Origin of the sequence: Streptosporangium sp. NPDC050855, assembly GCF_044456585.1 — a bacterium.
Lineage (GTDB): Bacteria > Actinomycetota > Actinomycetes > Streptosporangiales > Streptosporangiaceae > Streptosporangium > Streptosporangium longisporum.
The window spans coordinates 535,876-548,064 of record NZ_JBITFY010000003.1 but is presented as its reverse complement, the minus strand read 5'-3'; the positions used below and the strand labels follow the sequence as shown (position 1 = coordinate 548,064).

Below are 12,189 nucleotides of genomic sequence, written 5' to 3'. Positions count from 1 at the left end.
GCGGCGGCCCCCCCCCCCCCCCCCCCCCCCGGCCCGCGGCGGCCCCCCCCCCCCGCCCCCCCCCCCCCCCCCCCCCCCCCCCCCCCCTCTCCGCTTTCACCCGGCCGTCACTCGCCTGCCCGATCGTTCCGGGGTTCTCCGGCGATGGAGGACCCCGGAACGATCCCTCGGCTCGTGACGCGCCGATCGGCCTGCTTCCATGAAGTTCCGGAAGAACCTCAGCAGATCTTCACCGGGGTGCAGATCCCCATGGCACCGATCCCCATGGAGCTACCGATCCCCATGGAGGCGCCCAGGACCGGGACGCCGATGACCGAGGTGCCGTACACCGGAGTCGCGACGACCTGGATGGGAGTCACGCGGACGGTGTCGACCGGACCGCTGACGGTCCCGGCTCCAGCCGGTCCCGCGGGTCCTTCTGGTCCGGCGGGTCCTTCAGGCCCGGCCGGTCCTTCAGGCCCGGCCGGTCCTTCAGGCCCGGCGGGGCCTTCCGGTCCCTCGGGTCCCTCCGGTCCGGGGAAGCCGTCCGCGCCTGCCGGTCCTGCGGGTCCTTCGGGTCCGGGAGGTCCGGCGGGACCCTCGGGGCCGGGAAGACCGTCGGCTCCGGCGGGGCCGGGGAGGCCGTCGGCTCCTGCCGGTCCGGGGAGGCCGTCTGCTCCTGCCGGGCCGGGAGGTCCGGCGGGACCCTCCGGGCCGGGGAGGCCGTCGGCTCCTGCCGGTCCGGGGAGGCCGTCTGCTCCTGCCGGGCCGGGAGGTCCGGCGGGACCCTCCGGGCCGGGAAGACCGTCGGCTCCTGCCGGTCCGGGGAGGCCGTCTGCTCCTGCCGGTCCGGGAGGTCCGGCGGGACCCTCCGGGCCGGGAAGACCGTCAGCTCCGGCGGGGCCGGGGAGGCCGTCTGCTCCTGCCGGTCCGGGAGGTCCGGCGGGACCCTCGGGGCCGGGAAGACCGTCTGCTCCTGCCGGTCCGGGAGGTCCTGCGGGTCCCTCCGGTCCGGGAAGACCGGCGGGTCCGATGAGGCCGTCGGCTCCCGCGGGTCCGGGAGGCCCGGCAGGACCCTCCGGTCCGGGGAGACCGTCAGCACCTGCCGGGCCCGGGAGGCCGTCGGCTCCGGCCGGTCCCGCGGGTCCTTCGGGTCCGGGAGGCCCTGCGGGTCCCTCCGGTCCGGGAAGGCCGTCGGCTCCCGCGGGTCCGGGAGGTCCTGCGGGACCCTCGGGGCCGGGAAGGCCGTCAGCACCTGCCGGTCCGGGAGGTCCGGCGGGTCCCTCCGGGCCGGGGAGGCCGTCTGCTCCTGCCGGTCCGGGAGGTCCGGCGGGGCCCTCCGGTCCGGGGAGACCGTCGGCACCTGCCGGGCCCGGGAGGCCGTCGGCTCCCGCGGGCCCGGGAGGCCCTGCGGGACCCTCGGGACCGGGAAGACCGGCGGGTCCGGCCGGTCCGGGAAGGCCGTCGGCTCCCGCAGGTCCGGGAGGTCCTGCGGGACCCTCGGGACCGGGAAGACCGTCAGCACCCGCGGGTCCTGCGGGACCCTCGGGGCCTGCGGGTCCTTCAGGTCCGGCAGGACCGGCGGGTCCCCTCGGACCGGCGGGCCCGCGGAGCCCGTCCGGAAGCTTGCACAGGAAGCTCGGCAGACCGAGCCACCTGCACAGCAGGATGTAGTTCCCGTCGGTCGCGGTCGGGCGCGCCGCCTTGTGAATGATCGTTCCGGTGGCCACGACATCGCTGACGCGGACTACCGGAGCCGCGCCGGTGACGCGCACCACCGGAGTCGCGCCGGTGACGCGAACCACCGGAGCCACCGGGACAAGATTCGTACAAACGGCGGTGAGCTGCAGAAGGCACGGGTCCGTAGTGCTCTTGGTGGAGCTGATTCCGCCATGGCGGGCCTGGGCCGAGGCGAGAAGCTGCGAATCGGCCGAAACTGGAACAGGGGAGTGCAGAAGAAGGACGGCCCCGGCGAGCGCGCCGCCCGCAAAGGTCCGTTGCATGAAAGTAGACACGTGCCTTCTCTCTCCCGCCTGTATTCATAGAAAACGCGACGCGGCCATTCTTGAGGCGTTCGGTGAACAGTGCGAGAAGTGCTGCTCGAATCCGGTGACGACACTAGGTGAACGGTGCACCTCGCTTTGCCGTACGAAAACATGAATCGCTACATAAATTACAATGGGCTCATTGTTTTAATGATGTCGCTAAGTGCATTAATTTCCCGCAAACCGGAATTAGGTTCATTGGTGTCGTCATCGGATGGGAGTGGTGATTTCCCGGTCCGAGGCGGCGGGCTCGGCCGGTGTGCGGAACGCTCTCCGGTAGGCCGAGGGGGAAGTGCGCATCGCCCGGGTGAAATGGTGACGAAAGGTCGCCGGGCTGTCGAAGCCCACGGCGGAGGCGATCTCCTCCACGGGCGCGGAGGTGGACTCCAACAGCGTCAGGCTGGCCGCGACCCGCTGGGAGATGACCCAGCGCAGCGGGCTCGTCCCGGTCTGCCGCTTGAAATGCCTGATGAACGTGCGCTGTGACACGCGCGCCACCTCCGCGAGGACGGCGATCGTGATGGGCTCGGCGAGGTGGTCCAGCGCCCAGGCCATCGCGGCCGTCACGGCGGCGCCCTCGCGTACCGGTGCGACCGCGGCCTGGATGAACTGGGCCTGCCCGCCCTCCCGGTGCGGAGGGATGACGAGCCTGCGGGCGACCTCGTTGGCCACGCCCGGCCCGTGGTCCTTGCGGACCAGGTGGATCAGCAGGTCCAGCCCGGCCGCGCTGCCCGCGCTGGTCAGCACGTCCTCACCGTCGACGTAGAGCACGTCCGGGTCCACCCTCACCCGGGGGAACCTCTGCTGGAGCAGACCGGCGTACCTCCAGTGCGTCGTCGCCTCCCTGTCGTCCAGCAGCCCGGCGGCGGCCAGCGCGAACGCTCCCGAGCAGATCGACACGACGCGCGCGCCCCGCTCGTGGGCCCGGCGCAGGGCCGCGACCACCCGCGGGGACACCTCGTCCCGGACGTCCGCCACCCCGGGGACGATCACGGTGCCGGCCTCGGCCAGTACGTCGAGACCGTGCTCCACCCGCATGGTGAATCCGCCCACGACCCGCAGGTCGGCGGGGCTCTCGGCGCAGACCGCCAGGTCGTACCAGGGCACGCGCAGTTCCGGGCGGGGGATGCCGAACACCTCGACCACGCAGCCCAGCTCGAACGGGCTCATGCCGTCGAAGGCGAGGACGGAGACACCGGGACGCACGCGCCGCCGGGTGGGCGGTGGAAGCAGCATGGCGAAATATTAGCGGTAACGGGCATTCACGCCACTGTTCGGGCGGACCGCCCTCACGGCACCATTGCCTCATCCGGCGGATGACGCCCCGGATCGGGGACACCGGGTCCTCCGACCGAGCACCCGCGTCGCAGGCCGCCGGACCGTCGGACGCCCGTCGAGATCGCTGTCGAGATCGCTGTCGAGATCGCCGTCGGGGGTGTCGTCGAGCGCGTCGGCGCCATCGCCGGCGCCGCCGAGAAGCACCACCGAGAAGCACCACCGAGAACGTCGTCGAGGAACGTCGTCGAGAGGAACCACCCGGAAACGTCGCCGGACGGGTCCTTCCGGGCCGCCTGGGCGACACCGCACGAACCAGACACCATGAAAGGTCGCCGATGTCCGTCACCGCTTCCCCCTCCGCCACGGCCGGGGCCGTCACCGCCGCGCCCGCCGTCTCCCCCGCCGTCTCCCCCTCCGCCGTCTCCCCCTCGGCCGTCACCGCGGTGCCGGCCGCCGACAACCGCGCCGCGCTGGCGCACTTCGCCGCCCGGCTGGCGTTCGAGACCGACGCGGCCGACGTGGCCGCGGACCTGGCCGCGGGCGTCACCGGCCTGGTCGTCGTCGACTCGCGCAGCACGGAGAGCTGGGAACAGGGCCACATCCCGGGTGCCGTCCACCTGCCCACCGCGCTGATCGCCGAGCACGGCGACTCCGTGGTCCCCGCGGGCGCGACCGTGGTGACCTACTGCTGGGGCCCCGGATGCAACGGTGCGACCAGGGCCGCGCTGGAGTTCGCCAAGCTGGGCCACCCGGTCAAGGAGATGCTGGGCGGTTTCGAGTACTGGGCCCGGGAGGGACAGCCCGTCGAGACGGCGCAGGGAGTGTCCAGCCGCCCGGCCGACGCCCTCACCTCGCCCGTCTCCGGCGTCTCCTGCGCCTGCTGACCGGTCCTGAGGTCAGGCCCTGCCGACCGGGCCCCTCCAGGTCAGGGCCGCCCCAGGCTCCGACCGTACGCGGCGGGGGACATGCCGACCACGGAGCCGAAGTCCCGGACGAAGTGCGACTGGTCGCTGTACCCCAGCTCGGCGGCCAGCCTCGGCCAGTCGGTGTCGGGCCCGGCCCGCTCGGCGGCCTCGTGGATGCGGTAGCGGCGGATCACCCACTTGGGGGAGACGCCCACGTAGTCGTTGAACAGCCGCTGCAGCCGCCGGACGCTCAGCCCGTGCAGGGCGGCGAGCCGGTCGACGCGGGTGATGCCGGGATCGTCCAGTACGCCCGCGACGAGCCGGGCCACCTCCTCGGCCACGGGGTCGCGGGGCGGCAGCCGGGCGAGCAGGAACTCCTCCACGACGCGTACGGCCTCCTCGTCACGGGCGGCCAGCACGGCCGGGACGATGGCGTCGGCGCCGGGACCGAAGATCTCGGAGACCGGCGTGAAGCGACCGGAGATCGTGGACAGGGGAGCGCCCAGGAAGGGGCGGAAACCCGCCGGGTGGAAACGGCTGCCGACGACGACCCCGCTGCCGGTCAGCACCTCCCGATGGTCACCGGTGACGACCCCCGCCACGCAGGAGCCGCGCTCCTGGAAGACGAGGTTCACCGACGGGTGGGACACGACCCGCTGCTCGTACGGTTCGTCCAGCCGCCAGCGGATGATCCAGTGATGCTCCACGAAGAAGGCCAGGTCGGGATGGCAGGCGTGGCGGGTGTAGCGGAACCGGGCCGCCTCGGCGTTCAGGATGCCCCGGGTGTCGGCGGGGACGCCCGCCGTGCCGGAGCGGTCCACGCCCGGGGCCTCGCCGGCCGCGTCCCGGGCGCCGGGCGGCGCCGTCCCGCCGGTTCCGGCTCCCCGTGGCGCGACCGGGGACATGGCCGGTGGCGCGACCAGGGACGCGACCGGTGGCGCTCCGGGACCGGCGTGCGCGCGCATGGTGCCGGAGTCTATGTCGCGTTTCTTCAATACGGGGGCACGCCGGTCGGCCACCATGGCCGTCATGAACGAGATCGAGATGCTGGAGAGCGCCACGGCCCGTGCGGTCGCCCTGGCCCGTGGCGTCCGCGACGATCAGCTGTCCCTGCCCACCCCCTGCGAGGACTACGACGTGGGCGCCCTGCTGGACCACCTGTCCTGGGTGTCGGCGATGTTCGCCGCGCTGTCCCGCGGGGAGCGGCCCCCGCCGCAGGACTCCGATCGCGACGCCTTCGCGACCCGGGCCGCCGACATGCTCGCCGCCTGGTCCGAACCCGGTGCCACGGAGGGGGGCAGCGCCAGCATGGGCCTGCCGATGAGCGTGGTGCTCCGGATGGCGCTGAACGACATGGTGATGCACGGCTGGGACCTGGCCAGGGCCACCGGCCGGGAGTTCACGGTGGACGCCGGGACAGGGGAGCTGCTGGCCGCGTTCGTCGCGCAGATGGCGCCGCAGGGACGGCCCAGGGGTGTCTTCGGCGAGGAGGTGCCCGTACCGGCGGACGCCTCGCCGTTCGAACGGGCGCTCGGGCTCGCCGGGCGGGACCCGGGCTGGAAACCCTGATCACGCGTCGAACACGGTTTGCGCTCGCTTGGGTCAAGCGATCGGCCGATGTTCGCGAGAGGTCGTCGTAGGGGGTGACACGCATCCCTAGGAGGCGACATGACGTACCGGTACCGCCCGCTCGCCACTGCCCTCGCCGTGCTCGCCCTGCTGTCGGCCGCCGCCTGTGGCGGAGGGTCGGAGCAGGGATCCGTACCGATGCCCGCGTCGGGCCGGTCGGGACCGTCGGAGATCGCCCCGCCGCGCGACGGGGACGACCGCGCGGCGTCCCGGGGCCGGGCCACGACCCGCGCGGGGGAGGCCGAAGAGCCCGCCGACACCGACAGCGCAGAGACCTCCGAGAGCGCCGAGAGCTCGGCCGCACCCGAGGCCGAGCGGAGCCACGACACCGCGGCCGAGCAGATCTCCACCTTCTCCCTCGACGTGGACACCGCCTCCTACGGCTACAGCAGGAGGCTCCTGGGCGAGGGCAGGTGGCCGGAAGCGGGCCAGGTCCGGCCCGAGGAGTTCGTCAACTCCTTCGCGCAGGACTACGCCGAGCCCGAGGACGACGGCTTCGTCGTGCACATGGACGGCGCGCGCACGCCGGGGAACGGCACCGCCCTGCTCCGCGTCGGCCTGCAGACCCGCGGGACCGACGCGGAGTCCCGCAGGCCCGCGAACCTGACCTTCGTGGTGGACGTGTCGGGCTCCATGGGCGAGCCAGGCAGGCTCGACCTGGTCAGGGAGGCCCTGCACCGGCTCGTCGACCAGCTCGGGCCCGGTGACCGGGTCTCGGTCGTCGCCTTCAGCGAAGCGGCGGAGGTCGTCCTCCCGATGACCCCGGCGACCGAGAAGGACCGGCTGCACGCCGCCGTCGAGCGCCTGGCCGTGCAGCAGTCGACCAACCTGGAGGCGGGACTGACCCAGGGGTACGACGAGGCCGCGGCGAGCTTCCGGCCGGCCGCGGTCAACCGGGTCGTCCTGCTCTCCGACGGCCTGGCCAACACCGGCGACACCACCTGGCAGGGCATCCTCGACCGGGTCGCCGAGGCCGCGGGCAAGAAGATCACCCTGCTCTGCGTCGGCGTCGGCCGCGACTACGGCGACGAGCTGATGGAACAGCTCGCCGACAACGGCGACGGCGCCGCGGTCTACGTCGGCTCCGCCGACGACGCGCGCAAGGTCTTCGTCGAGCAGCTGGCCACCAACCTCGACCTGCGGGCCCGGGACGCCAAGGCGCAGGTCGTGTTCAACCCCTCGGCCGTGACGTCGTACCGCCTGATCGGTTACGAGAACCGGCGGATCGCGGCCGGGGACTTCCGTGACGACGCCAAGGACGGCGGCGAGATCGGCCCCGGTCACTCGGTGACCGCCCTGTACGAGGTGCGGCTGCGCGACGGGGCGTCGGGCCAACTGGCCACCGCCACCGTGCGCTGGCAGGACCCCGACACCCGCGCTCCGGCCGAGGCGTCCCGCTCGCTGGGCGCGAGGGACCTGGCGGCGTCGCTCTGGGAGGGCGCGGCGCCGAGGTTCCAGGTGGACGTGGTCGCCGCCGGTTTCGCCGAGTACCTGCGCACCCGCGAGAGGATCGCGGGGGTGGCGCCCGCCGACCTGGTCTCCCACGCCACCCGCCTGGCCGCCTCGACCGAGGACCCGGCGGTGACCGAGCTCGCCGGCCTGATCAAGCAGGCCGTCGCGCTGGACTGACGGGAGCGCCCGGGGCCCGCGCCTTGACCGTGTTCCGACGACCGTGTTCCGGCGACCGTGCTCCGGGAGCCGTGCTCCGGCGGTCGTGCGTCGACGAGCGTGCCCCGGGAGCCGCGTACCGGCGCCCGCGTCCCGGGGTCACCGGGCCCTCGCGTCCCCGGGCCGCCGCGTGATCGTGGTTACAGGGTGCGCGATGGTTTCCTATACACTGGCGTCGTCGCCGGGCCGGTTCCGGGGACACCCGGACGCCCGGCGTCCGAGGGGCTATGGCGCAGCTGGTAGCGCGCCTCCATGGCATGGAGGAGGTCTGGGGTTCGAATCCCCATAGCTCCACGTCGAGCCGTTCTCGCAGCGGCCCGAAGGCAGTTCACGAGATCCCGTCCGATCACCTCGATCGGGCGGGATCTCGTCGTTTCAGCGGGCGCGCTCGACCCGGCCCTCGTGCCAGACCGGTTCGGCGCTCTCGTACACGGTCCCGTCGGAACCGAAGATCAGGAACCGGTCGAGGTCGGCGGCGAACCAGCGGTCGTGGGTGACGGCCAGCACGGTGCCGGAGAAGGAGGCCAGACCCTGCTGCAGGGCCTCGGCACTGGCCAGGTCCAGGTTGTCGGTGGGCTCGTCGAGCAGCAGCAGGGTGGCGCCGGACAGCTCCAGCAGCAGGATCTGCAACCGGGCCTGCTGGCCGCCGGACAGGGTCTCGAACCGCTGGCCCGCCGCGGGGGCGAGCTCGTAGCGGGCCAGGGCGGCCATCGCCTCGTTCAGGGTGAGCGCGTGGCCGGTCGTGACCAGCTCGGCCGGGGTGCGGCCGTGCAGGTCCGGCCGCGCGTGGGTCTGCACGAACCGGCCGGGTGTCACCCGCGCTCCCAGCCGGACCGAACCACGGTGCGGCACCGCGGGCACCGCGCCGTCGGCGGCCTGTTCCAGCAGGTGCAGGAAAGTGGACTTGCCAGAGCCGTTGGAGCCGAGCACCCCGATCCGCTCGCCGTACCAGATCTCGGTGCCGAACGGGCGCATCAGGCCGGTGAGCTCCAGGTCCTCGCAGACGACGGCGCGTTTGCCGGTACGTCCGCCGCGCAGCCGGATCCGCACGTTCTGCGTCCTGGGCGGGCGCTGCGGCGGGCCGGCCTCCTCGAAGCGGCCGAGCCTGGTGCGCGCGGCCCGGTAGGCCGACGCCAGCGCGTCGTTGTTCGCCGCGGTCTGCTGCAGGGTGCGGGTCAGCCTCCTGAGCCTGGCGTGTTCCTCGTCCCACCGGCGGCGCCGCTCCTCCAGCCGGTCGATGCGCTCCTGGCGTGCGGTGGCGTAGGTGGCGAAGCCTCCGCCGTGGATCCAGACGCCGCGGTCCTCCACGGTCACGATCCGGTCGGCGGCCTCGGCCAGGAGCCTGCGGTCGTGGGAGACCAGCAGCACGGTCTTGTCCGTGGCCCGCAGCCGCCCTTCCAGCCACTCCTTGCCGGGCACGTCCAGGTAGTTGTCAGGTTCGTCCAGCAGCAGGACCTCGTCCGGGCCGCGCAGCAGGGCCTCCAGGACGAGGCGTTTCTGCTCGCCTCCCGACAGGGAGGCCACCGGGCGGTCCCGGATCGCGTCGTAGGACACGCCCATGGACTCGGTGGCGCAGACGTCCCAGACGACCTCCATGTCATAGCCGCCGGCGTCGACGTGGTCGGCGACGGCCTGCGCGTACGCCAGCTGCGTCGTCTCGTCGTCGTCGGCGGCCAGCGCCGCCTCCGCCCGAGCCAGGGCCGCGGCCGACGCCCGGATCCGGTCCGGTGCCACCGACAGCAGCAGGTCGTGCACGCTCCGGCCGTCGCGGATGCCGCCGATGAACTGCCGCATCACCCCCAGCCCTCCGGAGGAGACCACGCGGCCGTCGTCCGGCCGCAGGTCTCCGGCGATCAGCCGCAGCAGGGTGGTCTTGCCCGCGCCGTTCGGCCCCACGAGGGCGGCCTTGACCCCCTCCCCGACGCGGAACGACACCTCGTGCAGGAGCAGCCGCCCGTCCGGCAGCACACAGGTCAGCCGGTCGACCTCGACGTGTCCCGCCACGGCTCCTCCTTCACGCGAACTCCGGTCCCTCATGGCTTCTGGATCGTTGTTCCAGTGACCGGACCAATGATCCGGTGTTCGATCGTCATACTAGACTCGTTCCCGTGGACACGAGCAAGACCGAGGCGGGGAAACGCCGACCGGCAGCCGCGGGAGAGGTGTGGCTGCGGCCGCCCGCGCGACGGGGACGCGACGCCCCGCCGCTCAGCAGGGAGCGGATCGTCGAGGAGGCGGTGGCCCTCCTGGACGCCGAAGGCGCCGACCGGCTGACCATGCGGCGCCTGGCCGAACGGCTCGGCACCGGCTCCACCACGCTGTACTGGCATGTCAGGACCAAGGACGACGTCCTCGACCTCGCCCTGGACGCGATCTTCGCCGAGGTCGGGATCCCGTCGGGGAGCGGCCGGGGGTGGCGCGCCGACATCACCGCGCTGCTCGGCGGATGGCGCGCGGTCCTGCTGAGGCATCCCTGGTCGGCGGCACTGCTGAGCCGTCCGATGCTCGGCCCGAACGTGCTGGCCCGCAGCGAGTTCCTGTACGCGACCCTCCTGGAGGCCGGGGTCACCGAACCCCGGCTCACCGCCGCGGCGTACGGGCTGTCCAACTACGTCATCGGCTCCGGGCTGATGCAGGCCACCTGGCCTGCCGACACCGGGCAGGACGTGCGCGGGGCCGCCCGGGAACACCTGCGCGACAACCGGGAGCGGTACCCGGCCCTCGCCGCCCACGGCCCCCTCGTCGTGGAGGGCGACTGGGACACCGGCTTCGCCCTTGCCCTGAACTGGCTTCTGGACGGCATCCAGGCGGGCATCACCGGGGCCGACGGCGCCGGCAGCGACGACAATGCCGACGGTGCCGACGGCGACGACGGCGACGACGGCGACGACGGCGACGACGGCGACGACGGCGACGACGGCGACGACGGCGACGACGGCGACGACGGCGACGACAATGCCGACGGTGCCGACGGTGCCGACGGTGCCGACGGCGGCGACGGTGTCACGCGAGCCTGAAGCGGCCGCGTCACCGGGAGCCGGTCATGGGGACGGCCGTCGCCCCGGGCCGGGACCCGCCCGTGAGCACCGCGCCCCCGGCGCCCCCGGCGTCCCCGACATCCCGGGCGTCCTGGGCTTTCTGGGCGTCCCGGATGTCATGGGCGGCTCCCGTCACGGCCGGAGCGCCGTGACGGTCACCGTGGTCGTGGCGGGCTCCCGTCGCCCTCCGGATGGGGCCGGTCGCCGGTGGGCGTCCCGTGGGCCGGTCGCGAGGCCGATGCCCCCTCCCGGTAGCGGGCAGTCCACCGGCGGGTGAGCTCGTCGGCCTGACGCCGGTGCCGTGCCGTGACCGTCCGGTCCGCGGGCACGTCGAGCCCGAGGAATCCCAGAAGGTCCCGGGTGCTCCCCTCCGGGTCACGGGCGAGGTCCTCGTACCGCATCCGGTACGGCCGGATCCCGCGGGCGGCGAACCACGCCTCCCAGGCCGCGTTGTGCTCCCCGATCGTCCGGACGAGGCGGTCGATCCCCTCGCGGTCGAAGACGGGAGGCCGCCCGTCACCGGTGGTGGCGCCGCTGATCTCCCCGTTCCCGCCGACGAACCAGACGCCGGTCTGTTCCGCGCGCAGCCACGACACGGCCTGCGCCACCACGTCGTCACGCCGCAGGAGGACGAAGCGCGTCCGGCCGAACACCCGGTCCAGCAGGGCCGCGTCGTCGCCCACGAGATCGGGGTGCACCGCTCCCAGCCGGGCGACGACGTGCTCGACGGTCCCCCACATGAGCTTCGCGCCGAACACGCCGTTCCCGCCGCGGCCGGTGGCCAGTGCCGCCCGGACGTAGTCGGCATAGTCGAAGCCGCCCCGCGCGGTACGCGGAATCCGCCACCGGTCGGCCCACAGCGGTTCGTCGGGCTCACGGAAGTAGGCCTGCGGCCGGCCGGCGACGCCGGTCGACTCCAGCAGGCCCAGAAGGAGTGAGCTCCCCGTCCGCGGGGTGGCACAGACGAAGTACGAATCGATCCGCGCGGAGACCTCCTGCGATCCGGTCACGACGACACGGTAGGGCCGTGGTGACCGGGCCGCGCAACCGCTTTTCCGGCCGGGCCCGGACCGGCTCCCCGGCCGAACCTTCCGGGCGAGCCCCGGCCGGCTCTCCGAACGAACCCCGGCCCCGCCCTCCGGCCGACCCCCCGGCCAGGCCTCCCCGGCCGGACCCCCGGTCGGGCCCGGCTCAGCCGAGCTCGTAGTCCAGGTGGAAGGAGTGGGCGCCGTCGTCGTTGACGATCTGGCCGCCACCGCGGATGCCGGTCAGCTCACCGGTCCCCGAGTCGGGCAGGATCGTCCAGCTCAGCCCGGCGTCCTCGCCCTCGGCGGAGGCCGTGTGGTGCAGCACGAAGGTGCCCTTGCGGCCGTGCACGGTCCCGGTGAAACGCTCGAAGCCCGCGTACGCCGCGGACGTCTCGACCTGGGCCACCGCGGTGATGATGTCGGTCGTGCTGGTACCGGTCATGTCGCCGTCGAAGGTCTTGGTGAGGTGGACGCGGGTGAGCGTGGCCCCGTCGGCCTCGTCGTAGGGCTCGGGCTCCCAGCTGTCGATGGTGAAGGTTCCGGCGGCACGCGGCATAGGGGACTCCCAAGAGGAACGTCGTCTGTCCTCACCAGCATGACGCCCGTACCTGTCAGCTGA

11 protein-coding genes and 1 tRNA gene are annotated in these 12,189 nt (G+C 73.5%); 5 read left to right on the top strand and 7 right to left on the bottom strand.

Going from position 1 to position 12,189, the window contains the following annotated elements:
* Window positions 1-218 precede the first annotated feature (218 nt).
* The 3 genes from ACIBCT_RS10405 to ACIBCT_RS10395 all read right to left on the bottom strand — a co-directional run bounded on the left by ACIBCT_RS10405 (window position 219) and on the right by ACIBCT_RS10395 (window position 3,260).
* A complete protein-coding gene (locus ACIBCT_RS10405) occupies window positions 219-359 on the bottom strand; it encodes a hypothetical protein (RefSeq protein WP_344895932.1) in 141 nt (46 codons plus the stop codon).
* Window positions 356-1,504: a hypothetical protein gene (locus ACIBCT_RS10400; protein ID WP_399187095.1), complete on the bottom strand. Its 1,149-nt coding sequence runs from the start codon at window positions 1,502-1,504 to the stop codon at window positions 356-358. The genes ACIBCT_RS10405 and ACIBCT_RS10400 overlap by 4 nt, the downstream gene beginning before the upstream one ends.
* Window positions 1,505-2,231: 727 nt before the next feature.
* Window positions 2,232-3,260: a helix-turn-helix domain-containing protein gene (locus tag ACIBCT_RS10395; RefSeq protein ID WP_399187094.1), complete on the bottom strand. Its 1,029-nt coding sequence runs from the start codon at window positions 3,258-3,260 to the stop codon at window positions 2,232-2,234.
* A 377-nt stretch (window positions 3,261-3,637) separates the two neighbouring features.
* Here ACIBCT_RS10395 and ACIBCT_RS10390 point away from each other — a divergent pair, with 377 nt between their 5' ends.
* Window positions 3,638-4,186 carry a rhodanese-like domain-containing protein gene (locus ACIBCT_RS10390; protein WP_399187093.1) on the top strand — a complete coding sequence of 183 codons (549 nt, stop codon included), beginning with the start codon at window positions 3,638-3,640 and terminating at the stop codon, window positions 4,184-4,186.
* 41 nt (window positions 4,187-4,227) lie between these two features.
* Here ACIBCT_RS10390 and ACIBCT_RS10385 read toward each other — a convergent pair whose 3' ends face one another.
* Window positions 4,228-5,172 (bottom strand): helix-turn-helix domain-containing protein, encoded by a 945-nt coding sequence (locus ACIBCT_RS10385; RefSeq protein ID WP_399187092.1) that lies wholly within the window; start codon window positions 5,170-5,172, stop codon window positions 4,228-4,230.
* Window positions 5,173-5,236: 64 nt separating this feature from the next.
* Here ACIBCT_RS10385 and ACIBCT_RS10380 point away from each other — a divergent pair, with 64 nt between their 5' ends.
* The 3 genes from ACIBCT_RS10380 (at window position 5,237) to ACIBCT_RS10370 (ending at window position 7,798) form a co-directional block, all read left to right on the top strand.
* Window positions 5,237-5,776 carry a TIGR03086 family metal-binding protein gene (locus ACIBCT_RS10380; protein WP_399187091.1) on the top strand — a complete coding sequence of 180 codons (540 nt, stop codon included), beginning with the start codon at window positions 5,237-5,239 and terminating at the stop codon, window positions 5,774-5,776.
* A 99-nt stretch (window positions 5,777-5,875) separates the two neighbouring features.
* Window positions 5,876-7,465, top strand: coding sequence for a von Willebrand factor type A domain-containing protein (locus ACIBCT_RS10375; protein ID WP_399187090.1), 1,590 nt, complete (start codon window positions 5,876-5,878; stop codon window positions 7,463-7,465).
* Between the two features lie 260 nt (window positions 7,466-7,725).
* Window positions 7,726-7,798 (top strand) — tRNA-Ala (locus ACIBCT_RS10370).
* Window positions 7,799-7,879: 81 nt separating this feature from the next.
* Here the strand turns inward: ACIBCT_RS10370 and ACIBCT_RS10365 are convergent.
* The gene (locus tag ACIBCT_RS10365; protein ID WP_399187089.1) at window positions 7,880-9,541 is read right to left on the bottom strand and encodes an ATP-binding cassette domain-containing protein; all 1,662 of its coding nucleotides are present in this window, start codon (window positions 9,539-9,541) and stop codon (window positions 7,880-7,882) included.
* Window positions 9,542-9,612: 71 nt separating this feature from the next.
* On the opposite strand from ACIBCT_RS10365, the gene ACIBCT_RS10360 reads away from it, so the two are divergent.
* A complete protein-coding gene (locus ACIBCT_RS10360) occupies window positions 9,613-10,521 on the top strand; it encodes a TetR/AcrR family transcriptional regulator (RefSeq protein WP_399187088.1) in 909 nt (302 codons plus the stop codon).
* Between the two features lie 176 nt (window positions 10,522-10,697).
* Here the strand turns inward: ACIBCT_RS10360 and ACIBCT_RS10355 are convergent, their stop codons facing one another.
* Complete coding sequence (locus tag ACIBCT_RS10355) at window positions 10,698-11,552, bottom strand: Stf0 family sulfotransferase (RefSeq protein ID WP_399187087.1); 855 nt, start codon at window positions 11,550-11,552, stop codon at window positions 10,698-10,700.
* Between the two features lie 181 nt (window positions 11,553-11,733).
* Entirely contained in the window at window positions 11,734-12,126 is a 393-nt protein-coding gene (locus tag ACIBCT_RS10350; RefSeq protein ID WP_399187086.1) for a DUF3224 domain-containing protein, read from the bottom strand.
* Between the last annotated feature and the right edge of the window lie 63 nt (window positions 12,127-12,189).

Coding starts and splice junctions, on each gene's coding strand:
- ACIBCT_RS10395 (WP_399187094.1), bottom strand. CDS start 3,260: ATGCTGCTTCCACCGCCCACCCGGCGGCGCGTGCGTCCCGGTGTCTCC.
- ACIBCT_RS10390 (WP_399187093.1), top strand. CDS start 3,638: ATGTCCGTCACCGCTTCCCCCTCCGCCACGGCCGGGGCCGTCACCGCC.
- ACIBCT_RS10385 (WP_399187092.1), bottom strand. CDS start 5,172: ATGCGCGCGCACGCCGGTCCCGGAGCGCCACCGGTCGCGTCCCTGGTC.
- ACIBCT_RS10380 (WP_399187091.1), top strand. CDS start 5,237: ATGAACGAGATCGAGATGCTGGAGAGCGCCACGGCCCGTGCGGTCGCC.
- ACIBCT_RS10375 (WP_399187090.1), top strand. CDS start 5,876: ATGACGTACCGGTACCGCCCGCTCGCCACTGCCCTCGCCGTGCTCGCC.
- ACIBCT_RS10365 (WP_399187089.1), bottom strand. CDS start 9,541: ATGAGGGACCGGAGTTCGCGTGAAGGAGGAGCCGTGGCGGGACACGTC.
- ACIBCT_RS10350 (WP_399187086.1), bottom strand. CDS start 12,126: ATGCCGCGTGCCGCCGGAACCTTCACCATCGACAGCTGGGAGCCCGAG.